The sequence below is a fragment of the Anabaena sp. FACHB-83 genome (genome assembly GCF_014697485.1).
GTDB lineage: Bacteria > Cyanobacteriota > Cyanobacteriia > Cyanobacteriales > Nostocaceae > Nostoc_B.
Window position 1 is genome coordinate 1 of record NZ_JACJRY010000059.1, and the last position, 16,690, is coordinate 16,690.

16 protein-coding genes are annotated in these 16,690 nt (G+C 40.7%); 5 read left to right on the plus strand and 11 right to left on the minus strand.

The genetic code is table 11. The features are described 5' to 3' along the window. Window positions 1-54: 54 nt before the first annotated feature. From H6G79_RS32280 to H6G79_RS32310, 7 genes are all read right to left on the minus strand, one after another. Window positions 55-441 carry a hypothetical protein gene (locus H6G79_RS32280; RefSeq protein WP_190594619.1) on the minus strand — a complete coding sequence of 129 codons (387 nt, stop codon included), beginning with the start codon at window positions 439-441 and terminating at the stop codon, window positions 55-57. Next, entirely contained in the window at window positions 438-1,007 is a 570-nt protein-coding gene (locus H6G79_RS32285) for a hypothetical protein (protein ID WP_190594618.1), read from the minus strand. Before H6G79_RS32285 ends, H6G79_RS32280 begins: the two co-directional genes overlap by 4 nt. Window positions 1,008-1,071: 64 nt before the next feature. Beyond that, complete coding sequence (locus H6G79_RS32290; protein WP_190594617.1) at window positions 1,072-1,713, minus strand: hypothetical protein; 642 nt, start codon at window positions 1,711-1,713, stop codon at window positions 1,072-1,074. Continuing rightward, window positions 1,652-1,927, minus strand: a complete 276-nt coding sequence (locus tag H6G79_RS32295; protein WP_190594616.1) for a hypothetical protein — start codon at window positions 1,925-1,927, stop codon at window positions 1,652-1,654. The genes H6G79_RS32290 and H6G79_RS32295 overlap by 62 nt, the downstream gene beginning before the upstream one ends. Window positions 1,928-1,973: 46 nt before the next feature. Next, window positions 1,974-2,606 (minus strand): hypothetical protein, encoded by a 633-nt coding sequence (locus H6G79_RS32300; RefSeq protein WP_190594615.1) that lies wholly within the window; start codon window positions 2,604-2,606, stop codon window positions 1,974-1,976. Window positions 2,607-2,618: 12 nt separating this feature from the next. Beyond that, a complete protein-coding gene (locus H6G79_RS32305; protein WP_190594614.1) occupies window positions 2,619-3,131 on the minus strand; it encodes a hypothetical protein in 513 nt (170 codons plus the stop codon). A gap of 576 nt (window positions 3,132-3,707) precedes the next feature. Beyond that, a complete protein-coding gene (locus tag H6G79_RS32310) occupies window positions 3,708-4,013 on the minus strand; it encodes a hypothetical protein (protein WP_190594613.1) in 306 nt (101 codons plus the stop codon). Window positions 4,014-4,270: 257 nt separating this feature from the next. On the opposite strand from H6G79_RS32310, the gene H6G79_RS32315 reads away from it, so the two are divergent. From H6G79_RS32315 to H6G79_RS32335, 5 genes are all read left to right on the plus strand, one after another. After that, on the plus strand, window positions 4,271-4,480 hold the full coding sequence (locus H6G79_RS32315) for a helix-turn-helix transcriptional regulator (protein WP_190594612.1): 210 nt from the start codon (window positions 4,271-4,273) through the stop codon (window positions 4,478-4,480). A 31-nt stretch (window positions 4,481-4,511) separates the two neighbouring features. Further along, window positions 4,512-4,724 (plus strand): hypothetical protein, encoded by a 213-nt coding sequence (locus H6G79_RS32320; RefSeq protein WP_190594611.1) that lies wholly within the window; start codon window positions 4,512-4,514, stop codon window positions 4,722-4,724. After that, window positions 4,717-4,956, plus strand: a complete 240-nt coding sequence (locus H6G79_RS32325; protein ID WP_190594610.1) for a hypothetical protein — start codon at window positions 4,717-4,719, stop codon at window positions 4,954-4,956. The genes H6G79_RS32320 and H6G79_RS32325 overlap by 8 nt, the downstream gene beginning before the upstream one ends. 892 nt (window positions 4,957-5,848) lie before the next feature. Continuing rightward, a complete protein-coding gene (locus tag H6G79_RS32330; RefSeq protein WP_190594609.1) occupies window positions 5,849-5,986 on the plus strand; it encodes a hypothetical protein in 138 nt (45 codons plus the stop codon). A gap of 116 nt (window positions 5,987-6,102) precedes the next feature. Continuing rightward, entirely contained in the window at window positions 6,103-8,304 is a 2,202-nt protein-coding gene (locus H6G79_RS32335; RefSeq protein ID WP_242048678.1) for a hypothetical protein, read from the plus strand. 498 nt (window positions 8,305-8,802) lie between these two features. Here the strand turns inward: H6G79_RS32335 and H6G79_RS32340 are convergent, their stop codons facing one another. From H6G79_RS32340 to H6G79_RS32355, 4 genes are all read right to left on the minus strand, one after another. Next, window positions 8,803-14,208 carry an ATP-binding sensor histidine kinase gene (locus H6G79_RS32340; RefSeq protein ID WP_190594608.1) on the minus strand — a complete coding sequence of 1,802 codons (5,406 nt, stop codon included), beginning with the start codon at window positions 14,206-14,208 and terminating at the stop codon, window positions 8,803-8,805. Between the two features lie 169 nt (window positions 14,209-14,377). Beyond that, entirely contained in the window at window positions 14,378-15,115 is a 738-nt protein-coding gene (locus H6G79_RS32345) for a DUF6753 family protein (protein ID WP_190594607.1), read from the minus strand. Then, window positions 15,115-15,891, minus strand: coding sequence for a hypothetical protein (locus H6G79_RS32350; protein WP_242048679.1), 777 nt, complete (start codon window positions 15,889-15,891; stop codon window positions 15,115-15,117). The genes H6G79_RS32345 and H6G79_RS32350 overlap by 1 nt, the downstream gene beginning before the upstream one ends. Continuing rightward, entirely contained in the window at window positions 15,892-16,398 is a 507-nt protein-coding gene (locus H6G79_RS32355; protein WP_190594606.1) for a hypothetical protein, read from the minus strand. Between the last annotated feature and the right edge of the window lie 292 nt (window positions 16,399-16,690).

Here is a 16,690-nt window from a genome sequence, read left to right on the forward strand (position 1 = left end):
ATAGTGACGCATTTTCAACCTTTCACCTATGTATATACATGGCTGCGGTTTTTTCTAGTTTTTCAACTCAATTTTCTTATCCCGGTTTTCTGTTCCGTTGCTACTCACGCCCCATAACCCAGTAACCGCAATTCCATATCCCAACAACTGATTAGGGTTGTCTGTGGGCAAGTCACGCACCCATTGAATGGCATCACCCTTGTAGGGAATGATACTACCATACAACCCGTAGCGTCGCCATTCTTCCGTCAGAACAAAACGCGGTTGGTTGCAGAAACGTTTATCCAGTGCTACTTGACTTTCTACACCATTAACTGACCTGGGGCAGAACTGAATCTGTGTCAAATCGTAGGGCTGACGTGTTTGCGATGTTGCCAGCCCGATGATTGCGGCTACACCACACACACCAGCCAGCGTTAACTCGAAAACACCTTGTTTCATTCTCGTCCCCTAAAAATAATTGCAATGGAACTAATGAATAAAGCCAACGCGACTGCAATACTTAACCAAGGGTCTGACTGTGGATTCTGTTTCTCAATAGTTTGGATATCTTGGCTAATCTGGGAGACTGTTTCTTTAGTTAAATTCTCAAAATATTGATAGTCTTTGACAGCTAACCAAGTGGTGATACCTGCAAACACCAAGCCACCAGCAGTTTTAAAAAGATTTTGCATATTATCTACCTCTAGTCCATCACTGTTGTAATTAACTCTCAAGCCCGTTAACCCAGCCAGAGAGCCAACACTGCATATAGAAAACGAGAGCGTAATTGCCAGCCACAAGTTAACGCCACCGCCAGTTATTAAGAGATATTTAGCTATAAATAATCCTGTAGAATTTAGCGACCAAGTAACAAAGAATCTCGTCAATTTATCAGTTGTATTGATGACATCCTTACGGTGTTGCTTGCGCGATTGGAGATGTTCTATTAAATCTTTTGGTAACGGCGTATCTGGAGCAATTTCGCTTACTATTTCTTCATTACTATCTTCAATGTCGTATGTCATGTTAACACCAAGATATTTACTTGCCCGACAGTAACTTTATGCGGTGGCTGTCGGGCTTTAACTGTCAGAAGCCTAGTAGAGCATCTTTGATTTTTTGGACAATCGAACGCCCAGCATATTGTTTTTTTGGCTTGAAATCATTACGAGCTTTATCACCCATTTCTAGGTAATACTTGCCCAGTTCCTTATCATGTTGCAGGTCAATTGTTTGCTGTCTAATGTCGGTCTGTAATTCCGTCTGCAACATTTTATATTCACCATCAACTTGCATCATGTGTTTCTCAACCCATGATTTGAGTTTGATGTGGTCTGTTGCTTGTTGATGGCGTAGCGTTTCTTTATCCTGGGATGAAGCGAAATCAAGCTTCATTTCTTCTAGGATATTCGCTAAATGAGTGTCAGCTAAAATTGCTGACTGCACTGCTCTTTCAATCTTCTCACCGCTAACACCAGCCTGTTTATAGATATCGCTCAGGACTAAATTTAAGTCCTCAGTGCCTTTGATAGCAGCTAACATTTGCTCTCTTACTTGTGGGGCGAATTCACTAATCTTTGCCCCGTCATTCCCCATTTGTCCTATCAGCTTAAGGGCTGATTTATCACCTGTTAATGCTCTGACTACTAAGTTAGTAGAGGCGTTAAACTTATTTTTTAACTGACTTTCCAGGTGGCGAGATTTGGAAGTTACCTGATTCTTGAGCTTCATTGAATTTTTTACAGCCATACTCTTTTTCGGGTGTAAATATTTTGTGACAGTGATACTGCATTCGCCTTACATATTGCTCAATGGCTTGTCTTCTTTTGAGATATTGCTGATAGTTGTGATGCTCTCTGATTGGCAGGTATACCCAGTAATGTAAGGGCAAAATCATAGCAGCAAGCACACCCAAACTAACAGCAATTCTCTTGAAGTAATTCATTCTTGACCAACGAATTACCAAGCACTCAAGCAGTGTTAATTCATCACTATTGAGCCGCGTTGAGTCTGGTGAGTATCCCGGAAAGTTGGCTTTTAGTTTGATTACGGCTATTCTCCAAAGCCGCACTAATGCCCGTTAAGCCACGAGATAGCTTGTCTCTGCTTTGTTCATGGCGATTAACTACTCGCTCTTTTACTCTGGTCAACGTCTGGTCAATCTTTGCGTCAACTTGATTGGCTGAAAAGTCAGCATAAGCCAGTAGTGCTGTTTCTACCTGTTCGAGAATTTCGTCAAAGGTGCTGGCTGAGGTGTCAACGCTATCGGCTATGTCATTGATTTGTTGCTCTGAAAGTATTACACCCATTTGTGAGGCTTTATTCGTGATCATCTCGCCTACATCTTGAGGGGCCACTGCAAGTGTCCCTGTTTCAATTTCAGTCTCGGCCTCTACTTGGGGTAGAAATTTTTCTTCAACTCTTTCATCAGTTACAGATAATTGGCTTGTCGCCCCTTGAAGTTTGAGATAGTCAACAGCTTGGCTCAATTGTTCTTTGGTGGGATTGTTGAGGTCATCGCACTCAACAGCGAGGGCGGCTTGAGTGTAATCGTCCTTGGTAAATCCTTGATAACCCTGTTTGTACAAACGAGCGCGGACGTTATTAGTAAATTTGTCAGACATGGTAATTAATCCTTATTTGGCTAGTGTCAAAACTTTTGGTTCAGCAGATTTCACTGGTTGCGAACGCTTATTGATTGCCCATTTAGCAGCAACAAACGCGACAAGAGCTAAATCTTTGCTGTGATAAGTATTAAGGGCGTTAAAAGATAGTCCGGCTTGACTAAACCAGTAGTAACGAGTGCTGCGCGGTACATCGTCAAGGTTGATTTTTAAATAGTCTGCAAGCACTCTCAGGAATTGCTGACCTGTGTATTGAACCAACTGTGCATCATAGAAGTGTTTAAAGGCTTGCCAGCGAGAATTAAAATCAGAGGTTCTAAAAGAAAAGGCTGGACACTTGCGCTTCATTCCTGCATAGGTTTCAACAATATTTTTAGCTTGTAAAGATTCAATTTCCAGCGAGAAATATTGTTTTAAGGATGCAACTATGCGATACCAAGTGATATCTGAAATGTCTTTTTCTGTGATGAGTTCGTAAGTCTGTTTGAGATGGCGATACTTAGTTAGATATTGTTTTGTAGCCACATTGATTCTGTTTGATTACTTAAGTGTGTATAGAATTGACAGACTATCCGGAAATTCAGGTTATTTGACAGACTAAATTAGATAGAAACAGTTATCTGATACGCTAAATTAGCTAGACACTATCAATAACCTTGGATTTTTGACGTTAGACAAATGTTTTAGCCTTGACTTGAAAGGCTATAACCACGTAATAACAGAGCTTGTCAGCTTTCCAGACATACTGACACTTTTTGATTTACCCCTGTGTATACGCCCCTAAATCGCCTATTTGATGCAGTCATAGCACTGCGTTAGAAAATATTTGTTACTCTGATTTAGAACAAACTCAACTGTATTGAGTTGTTATTCATCTCTGCTGTGTGCTGTCTATATAGACTGGGAATTTCGTAACAACGTCTTAGCACCTTGTCACGATTGAGCTTTAAGTCAACCCTTTTAGATTGATGCGGTAAAGGACGGAAATAATATTGTGTATGTTGGATACTGTCACTACAGCTTAAATATCTGTACAGCGTTCCATCAATCCAGTAAGTCTTGCTCATTGTCAATAGCGTGACACATCTTACTAGCTCTTTATCAATCATTTTTCTTATCCATTATTGGTTTTTGTTCTAAATACTTTAGCCACTCAGAATCAGTAAAATTTGAGGGCTTGTAATCACAGAGTTGGTGTTCATTAAGTAGTTCGCCTATTGCTTGAATTGCATCACTAAGCGTTACGTCTGGATAGTATTTTAGCTGCCTAAATTCTTCTGAATCTCGAATTTCTCTAAGCCAGCATTCTGTAGTTTGTAAACGCCTAATCTGATTAGATGTCAGCATTATTTCTCCTTTGTTTGGTAGCTCACGGATTGCTTCTAAATTGCTTAAATTGATGTACATGAATCCTCTTTGATGATGCAGACACGCACAATTACCGCGACCGCAGATATAGAGCGGACGCAATGCAAATAACCTGCGTTCGTAGCTAAATAATCATGTTTGTCTGAGTTATTGACGTATCGATAACCCAAGCACTATGATACTAGTACAGGATATCTGGTAATGTCAAGACGAGTGACCATATAAAGCTGGCCGACAATTGCAAGCTTAACTGGCATAGTGTTAAATGGGAGTCTGATAATACCAGACAGGTTGCCATGCCAGTTCGTAACATTGTGAGGAGGTTTATTGAAGAAAAGCTCAAAATCACGCGCTATCAATTTATGAAAGAGACTGGACTATCAAAAACCACAGTGTACGCGCTGTGCGACAATCCTGAGCAAATACCCAATGGAATAGCACTGAACAAAATCTGTGACTGTTATAAAGTCCAGCCCTGTGAGTTATTGGAATGGAGCGAGGATTAAGCGATCGCTCACAACAAAATAAGGAGATAATTTGACCAAAGAAGAACAGCCAAGCGAAGAGATAAAGCGATCTAAAGGCAAATTTGACCCCTTAAAAGAAACTAGGCAATGGTCAGCCGCAGTATCCGAGGAACGCTGTAAAAGAATAGCCAGGAACATAGGTAAGCGATTGGTCGAAATCATCGACACAGAAGACGAACCTCTACCAATTATTTGTATTTTTGAGGATTATCCAGATGACTGAGACAGCAACCCAAATACCATTAACCGCACTACTTCCTATGCTGGCAGCTATCAGCGAACGGGACTATCCACGTTTTAAAGAGCTTGAGATTAATTTTGCTTCTACTTACGGTGTAGAAGTGTGGGAGGATGTGTTTAATTTTCGTCTCAAGCCAGTACTCGACAAGGATTCTGATCGTTGGTTGTTAATTCAAAAATGTAGCAAGGGCTTCACAGTAAAAGATGTAGCGTAAAAGTTGCAATGCCAGTATTACCGTTAAAAAATTCAGTACACCAAAAATTTTGGCGATCGCTCAGTGAGGAATAGCTAATCGATGAGTAAGGATGAAAAATATAAAACTTTACAAAAAAGATGTTCGTAGCAGTCGGACAAAAACTGCTACGAACATCCTAACAATAACTATGACTGACCTATTAGAGTTAAATTTCCAGGAAAAAATGTCTGTCTGACTGAAATAGCATCCTACCCAGGATAGGTAACAACTAACGAAATCAGCTTGTTTTTATACGGTCAAGGGGCTTTTCATGCTACTCTAGCGAAAGTAAGTCTGCAAAGCAGACTAAGATAAGTCGATTTACAAAGGAGGCGAAAACGACAAGAGCAGTATATTCAGATATTCAAAATAGGTGTGAGTCGTTGTAGAACATTTTTGGCTTTGTTAAGACTTGGCGGTCGAGCAACCAAATTGTTCCAAACTAACGAGGACTCACCACTCGTACCTTTCCTGTTGCCAATATTAGCACACAGGGCGGGACATTTTATGCCTTTTTTTGGACAAAAAGTAAAAAAGGCATCTAGCACTACAATTTATCCCGACTCTGAATTAATGCGGAGTATTGGCAAGAGTTATTAAGCCAAAAATAATTGAGGGACAAATTTAACGGCTAGATGCCTCATATATGAGGATAAAGTTGTGATATATTCGCTTTTTCGGTTAAAAGCTGCATTTTCTACCCTTGAGCTAACGTCTAGGGCTGATTTCTATTGTCTTTACTACCTAAAAGCTGCCCCAAGCATTAAACCGATAGCTTAGTCAACTAAGGATAGTAAGTCACAAGAAATCGGTTAGCTGCCCACACGCCAGACATAAGGTTAGCAATTAGGCAACCAACCTAAATAAAAATATGCAATTTCAGTTTAACAATGTCTGGGTCGTAATTGAGGCAAAGTTAGCACAGCTTTATCAGGTGACATCAACCAAAAAACTAACCATGAGAGTTTTAAGTAAAGATTTTAGTCCTTCTAATGGGACAACTGTTTAAGAGCAAACTTGACTTCTCTTGTTTTGAATAGTTGGTGACATTTAATACTAATAAAGCTAGTGAATGCCTTTAACAGTGGGTAGCTCCGATGAATCCAATCATCATCGGAGAAAGAAATGAGACTAGCGAATGTAAAAAAAATAGCAAAACAGATACCCCAGCCACAGCCATTAGACCCAATAGGGCAGAGGTTTCTATCACACTTCAATCACGGATGGGGATTCATCTTTGCCCCCACCCCAAAAGTTGGAGAACGACCACATTGGCAAACAGAAAACCGCTATCCCCTACAGCCGAGAAACTTGTGGCAGCAATACCTTGACCAAAGCGTATTGCTAGGACTGCGGTTTGATAAACAAACCAGCTACTTATTAATAGACATCGACCGCAAAAGCAAACTACACCCCGCCAACAACCTATTAAAATACAAGCAACTACTAGGCAGCCTAGAAGAAATCGGCCTATGCCGACCAGTCCCCATACAATCAAGTGAAAGTGGCGGACTGCACATATATTATTTCTTTGAAGAAAAACAACCCTCATTTCTCCTAGCCTGCACCCTCAAGCAAACCCTAGAAGCAGCAGGATTTAAAATCAAAGGAGGAGAACTAGAAATCTTCCCCAACTGCAAAGTATACAGTCAAGGCAGACCCAGCAGCTTCAACGCCCATCGCCTACCCTTACAAGCAGGGTCATACATACTAGATGACATCTTAGAACCTTGGTCAGACGACGTAGAAGACCTAATGGATGCCGCCGACTGGTCAGCAGCAGGACAAGACTACTCAGCATTAACAGAAGCCATCGCCCTAGCCAAATTTCAAAAAGTCATCAGATTTCCCTACCGTCAGCGCAGCGCCATCGACCAATGGAGACATGACCTAGAAGAAAGAATCAGTGAAGGGTGGACAGGACACGGGCAGACCAACGACCTTCTCAAAGACATTGGCTGTTACGGCGTAGTCTTTCGCCAATTAAGCGGACAAGCCCTAGTAGACTACATCATCATCACAGCCTGCCAGTCACCAGGATATCTAGAATGGTGTCACCACCAACATGAAATCGAACAACGAGCTAGAGAATGGGCAAGATGCTGTGAAGGATTTTACACCCCCTACCCAGGCTCCCCCCAACGGGTAAACAGCTATAAAGAACAATTTGGCACAGTAGATGATAACAAAATCATCTCCCTACACCCCAACGAACAAAGGCAGCAACAGACAATAGAGCGAATTCGTTCCATTGTGCTACAGTTACAAGCCACAGAACAATTACCCGAAAGAACAAGCGATCGCGCAATGGCAATCATAGCAGCATCCAAAGCCCAGTATGGCAAAGGAGTAAGCCAGACAACCCTGCACAAGCCAATTTACCTACCCCTATGGCATCCCGACCACCAAGAAAAACCAAAAACAAAACAGCCTGTAAACGATTGCCCAGAGAGCGACACAGCGAATTTAACAGCAGAAAAATACCCCCAACTGCCAGACCCTTGGTTAGAAGAACTTAACCCGGAAATCCAGACAGCACAAACAACACAGCCACAAGCAGCCCTAATTTACACACCCCCCCAATACATGAAGGTTCTGTACTTAAGTTCAGCAAAAGCGTTGCCACCAGCAACGCCAATAGCTGAACTTAATCAAGCAGATAAATCATTAGTCATTTCTAATTCTTTGATCAGCTGTAATTCTTCAGATTGTTCAAAAGTCTTAAATGTGATTAATCATAAGCAAATCCAATGTCTAGTTCTGCCCAGCGTCGTCAAAAATGACAATAAGCAAGACTTATCAAACACAGAAAACCTTTCTCAAACAGACATTGCAGATGTAGTACAAGGGATTGATAGCAGATTTGATAACAATTTGGCGATCGCTACGCCAGCTAAAAGCATTGTTTCACCTGATGACTTTACCCTAACCACTGAAGCGTCTGTACCAGTAGAGCTACTAGCTTCTACACCGTTAAATACTGGATGTGAAGATTTACTGCCAGCCCCGGTGATAGAACCATTCGACTCACCCCAAGTAGAAACGTTCACTCCAGAAGACTATCGTCAAAGCATTCGGCTAAAACTACAGGCAAGTACTCAAGCACGGCACTGGGTGAAAGTATACTGCACCACAGAAAACTTGTGCTTACAGCCCCAGGAGCGAATCAAGCTGGAACAGCTGGCCCAACGGCTGCTAATGTTAGAGTCCCAGTCGTTGATTTTACAACAGGAAGCCCAGCAATGGCTGGCGGCTAACCCAGAGGTTTTAGAAATGGCACAACGATTAAAACAAAGTAAACATGATCAAGACACAGCCAAACTTTGATAAATTAGTTTTTTACCTAAAAAATACATCTATCCGTAAAAAGACAACAAAAACCCCACAAATAAGTGGGGAAATCAGAACCAGGAATATAGTGCAAATGTACTATAAAAGGAAAAACAAAGCAAGCTTTCATACAGAGACTTTTTTCTCTAAAGGTAGTTTTACTGAAAGCTTTACCCAAAAGTCGGCTGATGAAATATAGATTAAGCAATGCGGGTGATGCTTTTTCTTAATTGCAACGTCAAATCCAGACAGAGAGAGCCTTTTGAGAGCCAATGTGTCGTATCGCTGTTGCCCGGTCGCGGCTAGTAAGTGCGATCGCGTGGGGGGCATGAATGAAGTGAGAAGAGTTTGAGCTATTAATTACACGTTTTGGCTCAAAGGTGTAATACTGCATCACTGGCTTGTTTATAATTTTTAACAAGAGTGGCGTTAAGCGTAATTATCGCACAAGGATTTCAGATTTTCATGGATAATAGCTCTTTACGAACAAACTCTCTATATAGGAAGAGAAATTATAAACTCTGTCCCCTCACCCAGAACAGAATTAACTGTGATTTGACCACCGTGTTTTTCTTCGACTATTTGACGAACGATCGCTAATCCTAATCCCGTACCTTTACCTACAGCTTTGGTAGTAAATAAATGGTCAAAAATCTTTTGTTGTGTCTCTACACTCATCCCTTTACCATTATCAGCAATGGAGATTTTCACGGATTTATCTACTATTGATGTGGTAATTGTAATAGAGTTAGGATGAGCTTGAATTGACTCAAAATTACGTCCGTGAGTCGATTCATCTAATGCGTCAATAGCATTGGCAAGAATATTCATAAATACCTGATTTAATTGCCCAGGAAAACATTCAATTTGGGGTAAATTACCGTAGTTCGTGATTACCTCAATCGCCGGACGTTGTTCGTTGGCTTTGAGACGATGTTTGAGAATTAAGATGGTACTATCAATGCCTTCATGAAGATTAAATGGGACTTTGTAATCTCTGTCAGCACGGGAGAAAGTGCGTAAAGAAGTGCTGATATTTTTTAATCTGTCACAAGCCATGACCATTGCATTCATCATCTTCGGCAAGTCTTCTAAGCTATAATCTAAGTCAATTTCTGACTCGTGGTCTTGAATTTCATCACTCTTGTCTGGAAAAGTTTCTCGATACAATTTGATGTGTTCACTCAAATCGGCGATTGTTGGTTTAGCTTGTTTGAGAGTTGCCGCAATAAATCCTAAAGGATTATTCATTTCGTGAGCGACACCAGCAACTAAGTTACCCAAAGCGGACATCTTTTCACTTTGAACTATCTGCAATTGGGCATTTTGCAAATCAGTGAATGCTTGCTCTAACTTTTGGGCATATTCTTGAGCAGATTCATAAAGTCGGGCATTTTCTAGAGAGATGGCAGCTTGAGCGCAAATGAGATTGAGTATTTCGATGCGATCGCTCGTAAAAGCTCCCTTTGTTAAGTTATTTTCTAGATATAAAATCCCCATCAACTTACCTTGATGTAAAATCGGGCTGCACAAAATACTTTTCGGCTGTTGATGGATAATGTACGGGTCGTTGGCTAAGGTAGTATCTGCGGTTGCATCTAATAAGACAACAGTTTGTTGACTGTGCTTGACTTTGTAAATCAGCTTATGGGGAATATCCTGACTGTCTTCAACCTGAAGGTTCTGCAATACTACTGGGTTTGTTCCCTGGGTAATTGAGCCTTTAATTATCAGACGATCATCTCGCAACAACATTAACACGCACTTATCAGCCCCAGCATTTTCAATGATGATGGAAAGTAACGATAAAAGTAGTTTGTCTAGTTCGATTGCACCGGAGATAGCCTGAGATGCTTTGAGAATAGCTTTTAAATCTAGAGTATCTGAGACACTGCTGCTAGAACTTGAAGAACTAGTAGATGTGACAGTTCCCAAGCTGATGATAGTTTCATTAGTAGAAACAACCGAACGGCTTGGCTTTAATATTGGCGCAAGCAATTGGGGATAGCGGTGTTCTAAGTCGGCGACTTTGGCTTTTGCTCCCCAATGGGCATAGCAATAATATGCTTCTTGCATATAGCTGGCGGCGACTTTCTCTTTGCCCCAACCAAGGTAAAATTTGGCTGCAAGTTCATTTGCTAAGGCTTCTTCTTGGATATAGTCATTTTCTTTTGCACCTGCGATGGCGCGATCGTAATAATCTCCGGCTGCGTAATTTTCCCCTAGTACTCGATATTTTTCCGCTTCTACTAGGTCGTATTTATGTTGAAAGTTCATTGGTGCGGAAACTGCACGATGGTGGAGTATGGCTTGATTTTGAGAAACCCGCTCCAGCAGTTCGGTTTTGTCTGTGGCTGCGGCATGGGTAGCCAGTACTGTTAGGGAATCGTAAAAGTAAAAAACCAATTCGCTCATTTCGCCTGCCACAACTGCTAGGGTTTGACGCGCTTCTATGGCATCTTGAATTGCCTGGGGGTACTGATTGAGGAGATAGGAAGTAGTCAGCCTATAGACCCAATAATAATGCAATCCAATTAAATCATTAGTAGCAGTAAGTGTAGCCTGTATTTGCTCGGTTTTATTTGTCAAAGTTGACTGGTTTTGACTATTTTGCAGCCGCTCAACTGCTTGTAAAATAATCTGAGAGTAATTTAAACAAGTTTTGAGATTGAGCTTGGATAGAGTATTTAAATAAGGTTCTGCTTCTGTCACCAAAGTATTTAAATCCTGACCAAGGATATAAACGCACTGACACAAATGCTGGACGGTATGGCCTGCATACTCTATATCGCCGACTTCCTGGGCTGTCTGGAAACTTTCATAGTATAAAGCTAAACTGGTGCGAAAATGAGATTTATAATGAATAAAAAACAGACCTAAGATCAGATTAACTCTTGGCAACATAAAACGTGCATTGAGTTTTACCACTAGTTGTGATGACATCTGAGCAAAGTCATAAGCTGTATCCAAATCCCCTAATATACTGCTCAATAAGACTGCATAGGTACTGTAACCATAACCTGATAGGGGGTGATTTCCTTTTTGAATCGACAATCTAACTTGAGTCAGAACGAGCAATGGAAATAGTGGGGAAGCACAAAGGTAGGCTGCTGCAATAACACTAGAAAGTAACTGCATAATTGCCACTGCTTCTGGTTCTGTCATCATCGGCAAATCAAGTAAATCTTCGGCAGTTCTACCATTAAGCAATTCCTTTACCTTTTCTAAAGCGCCAGCGATATCTGCGGGTGTTGGTTGCTCTGGAAAATAGGTGTAAAACTCGGCTAAAGCATTCCTGGCGAGCGCGATTGCTTCTTGAAATCTCCCCTGGTTTGTATAGGCTTGAATCTGAATTTCGTAGGCTTTGACGTAATCTATCGCTGGGAGCTTTGCCGCTAAAATTGCCTTTACTCCCTGCTCCATTTGCTCGTAATTACCGCACAAATACGACGCTTCTGCTGCTCCTGACTGCAATTCTAACATCAGGCTGGTTTGGGTCTGCCAAGCACCATCAGACAGTAAATTTATCCCTGTAGTGAAATATTTGAAAGCTGGTTCGTAAGCATTCGAGGCTTTAGCTTTGCGTCCAGCAATTAAATTCAGTTCGACAAGATTATCCTTTTCTGATTTGTCAAGTTGATCGAGGATAATGGCGCTCGCACTGTTCCAATGATTGACAATCTCGAAAATCTTATCTTCTAGTTCGCTGTCTGGGATACTTTGTCGCAGCAACCGAGCAATCGCCAAATGGGTTACTTGTTTTTGGTCTTCAGGAATCAAAGAATAGGCAGCTTGTTGTACCCGATCATGCAAAAATCTATACTTGGCTATTTGCTCGCTAGTACTTTTATTTTCTAGCCTCAATTTATCGTTATCTTCGCCTTGATAAAACTTATAAATATCACTTTGGGGTAAAATCAAATCTGCCTGTAAAGCAGCCCATAAATCAGTTGCGACTTCCACTTCAGATAATTGACAAACAATCGCTAATGTTGGCAAGTCAAATTGGTTACCAATACAAGCAGCTAGTTTCAATACCGATTGGGTTGATTCTGGTAATCTTTGCAATTGAAATACTATAAACTCAACCACATCATCGGTGAGTGTTTGCTGATTGATCTGAGAAATATCGAATTGCCAACATCCTTCTGATAAATTAAATTTAATGAATTTATCTTGATGTAACGACGTAAGAAATCTTGTGGCAAATAAAGGATTTCCCTGAGTTTTACGATAAATCAATTGCGACAAAGAAAAGGCTAAATCCTCTTTGCACTTCAATGTATCGGCGATCAGTTGATTTAATTTGACTTGACTCAGAGGAGCGAGAGTAATTGTATTGACAACCGCCTCAGCTTTACTAATTTCCTTTAAGCTCATCATCAAAGGATGAGCGGGCGATACTTCGTTATCTCGATAAGCTCCAATTAATAGTAAATATCCCTGGTTTCCATTTACCATTAATAATTGAATCAGATTCAAGGAAGCAGAATCAGCCCATTGTAAATCATCTAAGAAAATTACTAATGGATGTTCTTTCTGTGTCAAAACTTGAGTGAATTTTTGAAAGAGGAAATTAAAACGATTTTGGGCTGCAATTCCTGATAATTCTGTGGCTGATGGTTGAGTGCCAATAATTGTTTCTAATTCAGGTATAACGTCAATAATGACTTGTCCATCTTTACCAACAGCTTCTAATATTTTGTGTTTCCATTTCTGGATTTGTCCATCACTTTCACTCAACAACTGCCCCATTAAATCTCTGAAAGATTGCACAAAAGCACTAAAGGGAATATTCCGTTGAAATTGGTCATATTTACCTTTGATGAAATAACCACGTTGTCTGACAATTGGTTTATGCACTTCGTTAACAACTGCTGTTTTACCAATTCCAGAAAAACCAGCTACCAGGATCATTTCTGTTGCACCCTGGCTGACTCTATCAAATGTTGCTAGTAGGGTTTTTACTTCTGTTTCTCTACCATAAAGTTTATCGGGGATGATGAAGCGATCGCACACATCCCGACTAGCAATATCAAAACTTTGAATCTCACCAGTTTCTTTTAGCTGAATTAAACATTTTTCTAAATCAACTTTCAATCCTAATGCACTTTGATACCTATCTTCGGCATTTTTTGCCATCAATTTACTGACGATTTTTGAGATAACCAAGGGGATATCTGGATTAATTTCATCTATTAATGGTGCGGTTTTGGCAATATGAGAATGTACTAATTCCATCGCATCCTGAGATGCAAAGGGTAACTCACCTGTGAGTAATTCGTAGAAAGTTACACCTAAAGAATAAAAATCTGTGCGATAATCAATCCCGCGATTCATTCTTCCTGTTTGTTCGGGAGAAACATAAGCAAGGGTTCCTTCTAATACTTTGGGATTAACTAGGGTTTGGGTTTCTCTGGGCAATAATGATGCAATACTAAAGTCAATTAATTTAATTTGTTTGGTTTCGGGATTAATTAAAATATTGCTGGGTTTGATATCTTTATGAATAATGCGCTCATGATAGAGTAGATTTAGGATGTCGCACAAAGTGATCGCGATTAATAAGAATTCTTCTAAAGATTGTTGAGTTTCTCTAGTTCCCCACTTTTTAAGAGAAATCCCCCCAAAGTCTTCCATAACTAGTGCATAACCATTTTGACAAGGTTCTAGACTGTAGGTTTGGACTATTAGGGGGGAGTTGAGATTTTTAGCAATTGTGTACTGGTTGCGAAACAACAACAGTTCGTTAAAGCTGGGATAGGGATTTTTGAGTAATTTAACGACTACTGGTTGTTGATCAACTTCTCGATAACCTCGATAAACCAGTGTGCGGGAGCCATTATAGAGTTCTTCGCTGATGCTATATCCGGGAATATTCTCAACAAGAGTGCTAGTCATAACCTAAATCTTAAAAATGTTTAGATTTAGTATTCCCATCGGATTAACTGAATTCTCTAGATTAATGTAAGAATTTATACTGACATCGCAGGTTTTGCAGTATTACACGAAAGGGCTATTTCGTGGAATGCAGACATAATTTTTGAAATCGCATTTTCAGCACAATTGTTTACCGCCGTCGCTGATTAGGATCAGTCCCCAAACGTCTCTCAACCCGTTGCAGCTTAGTATTAGTCCAACCAGTCTGCTCCAAAATCTGCTCTAGAGACTGGGTAGCCTCATAAGGCAGACTCAGAGGAAAAAGATGTGAATAAAACGTAAACAGAATAAAAAATGTAATCGGAGAAAAAAGCCAGATAACAAAAGCTCTACACCAATCTTTAACGTCTGAATCCACCGCGCCTTTTTGGTTCATGAGAGAAATCATCGCCTTGACTTCTTTCAACTCTTCTCGCAACGGTGCGATTAACTTCTCGGTTGGGGTTGGCGAGGGATTGCTCAAGTTGCCGTAGAGTTTGATTAAGTTCTGTAATAACTCCAGTTGTTGCTGCGACGTTAGATTTAATGCGCTCAAGGCTATCCCTAGCTGATTGCAACTCGTCGCTAAATTTTTGATATTCTCCGTGTGGTCGGCCTCCGCCTTCAATTGCTCCGCCGTCAGTTGAGTCCATTCGTTCAATTCCGCCTGTAGATTTTCAAACAATAACCTCCAATCATTTGGAGCAGTTTCCGTCAGCTGTGCCAAATAACCGATGTACTGCACCAAGCGAAAAGCTGGGTCATCCTGTTTCATCCCAGAATCAAGCGCAAACCGCAGCACTTTCGCTTGAAATTCTGGTGGCTTTTCGGCCAACAATCTATCTAAATGAGATACCGCACCATTGCCTTTACCATTTGCGCTCGCCATTACTCTAACCCTAATTGCACAGCAGCCTTAGCAAACTCAGACTCAACCGTATCAATCCAGCCGTAAATTCTTGACTGATTACTCAAACTGAAATCCTCATGTTCCAAAGCCTCCCTGAACGTCAAATCTTTCGAGTCAATCAAATCAAAAATATCGTCATATAACTCAGGCAATAACAGTTCAACAGCCCCCAAAGCTTCCACCGACTGTTTCACCTTAGAATTGTTGTAACGAGTAAACTTGTGTTCCTCACCCCAGTAAAGATTTTTCACAACCACATAATCAACACGGTCGCCACAGAAATCTACCAGACGTTTTAACTGTAAAACGCTGTCCTTCACCCGACCCAAAACCGACACCATAGTGATGCGATAACCCAAACGCTGGGCATTTTGAAACAGAAAAATATCCTTCGCCACCGACTCAAAATATTCAGCAGCCCCAGCCGGCAGATCCACCAGAGAAACTTGAGGAGAAAACCGCTTCAAATCATCCTGCAAAGCATCAGCACCACCACGCTGATTAAGTTTCAATCCTGACACCCCAGGAGCCACCTTATTATAGTGACGATAAAGCTGAGGATTCGACTGGTCACACTCGTAAGCAATACAGTTGATATTTCTGTGGCGATAAATATCCAAGAGAATTCGAGCGACCACACTTTTACCAGTCCCGCCCTTATCACCAGTCACCAAAACTAAACGCCCAACAGTTTTTGGCTGATTACTAGGTATTTGAGCAGCCGAATCAGCCGATGATTTAGATTGAACAGCCATTTACAAATCCTCATCTGAAATCAATTGAGGCACAAAAGCCGGACGAGAGAAACTAGGATACTCACTCGCCTGAGTTTCATCAGAATTTTTAGTAGTGGTAGTAGAAGAAGAACTTTCTAAAACAGACTTGACCGACTTTGAGGATGACTTCTGGCGTTTTCGAGACTGACCATTCCCAGAAGAACTATCAGAATTTTCTACCTTAACAGCATCATCCATAGATAAAATTGATGATGAACTTTTAGCAGATGAACTCTTGCGAGTAGAGCGGCGAATCTCCCCTAGTAAATAGCGAATGCGTTCAGCACCAATATTGATATCTAAACCTGCCAAAGTTTTCGAGACATCCTCGTAGGAGTAACCAAGACGTAGCACCCGCTCAATTTGACGGCGCATTTTTCTAATTGCCGAGCGTGCCGGGATATCATCTAATTCCTTACCACCCAAAGCCCGGAGAGCATCAATAGCTTCAGGAATTTTAGATTTAGGAACCTTATCTTTAGTCACTGAAGTAAAAGTAGACTTTTGATATGTTTAAAACTTAATAATCAAAGCACACATCTATCTAAAGATAGGTCAAGCTACTTGCTACATAAAGCTTAAAAAAAATAGTAATACTTATTAACGTAAATAACCTAAATACAAAAACTAGAGACGTGCAATAATAACTCACGAAGAGTTAACAAGTAAAAACAAAAAAACTTCAAAAACCTTTTACTACCAAAAAACTCCACTGTTCCAGAAATAATTCAAAAACTTCCAGTCAGTCTGTAGCACAATATCACTCGTTTTCCCACTA

Coding starts and splice junctions, on each gene's coding strand:
- H6G79_RS32325 (WP_190594610.1), top strand. CDS start 4,717: ATGACTGAGACAGCAACCCAAATACCATTAACCGCACTACTTCCTATG.
- H6G79_RS32295 (WP_190594616.1), bottom strand. CDS start 1,927: ATGAATTACTTCAAGAGAATTGCTGTTAGTTTGGGTGTGCTTGCTGCT.
- H6G79_RS32290 (WP_190594617.1), bottom strand. CDS start 1,713: ATGAAGCTCAAGAATCAGGTAACTTCCAAATCTCGCCACCTGGAAAGT.
- H6G79_RS32300 (WP_190594615.1), bottom strand. CDS start 2,606: ATGTCTGACAAATTTACTAATAACGTCCGCGCTCGTTTGTACAAACAG.
- H6G79_RS32310 (WP_190594613.1), bottom strand. CDS start 4,013: ATGTACATCAATTTAAGCAATTTAGAAGCAATCCGTGAGCTACCAAAC.
- H6G79_RS32340 (WP_190594608.1), bottom strand. CDS start 14,208: ATGACTAGCACTCTTGTTGAGAATATTCCCGGATATAGCATCAGCGAA.
- H6G79_RS32350 (WP_242048679.1), bottom strand. CDS start 15,891: ATGGCTGTTCAATCTAAATCATCGGCTGATTCGGCTGCTCAAATACCT.
- H6G79_RS32335 (WP_242048678.1), top strand. CDS start 6,103: ATGAGACTAGCGAATGTAAAAAAAATAGCAAAACAGATACCCCAGCCA.
- H6G79_RS32280 (WP_190594619.1), bottom strand. CDS start 441: ATGAAACAAGGTGTTTTCGAGTTAACGCTGGCTGGTGTGTGTGGTGTA.
- H6G79_RS32285 (WP_190594618.1), bottom strand. CDS start 1,007: ATGACATACGACATTGAAGATAGTAATGAAGAAATAGTAAGCGAAATT.
- H6G79_RS32330 (WP_190594609.1), top strand. CDS start 5,849: ATGCAATTTCAGTTTAACAATGTCTGGGTCGTAATTGAGGCAAAGTTA.
- H6G79_RS32315 (WP_190594612.1), top strand. CDS start 4,271: ATGCCAGTTCGTAACATTGTGAGGAGGTTTATTGAAGAAAAGCTCAAA.
- H6G79_RS32345 (WP_190594607.1), bottom strand. CDS start 15,115: ATGGCGAGCGCAAATGGTAAAGGCAATGGTGCGGTATCTCATTTAGAT.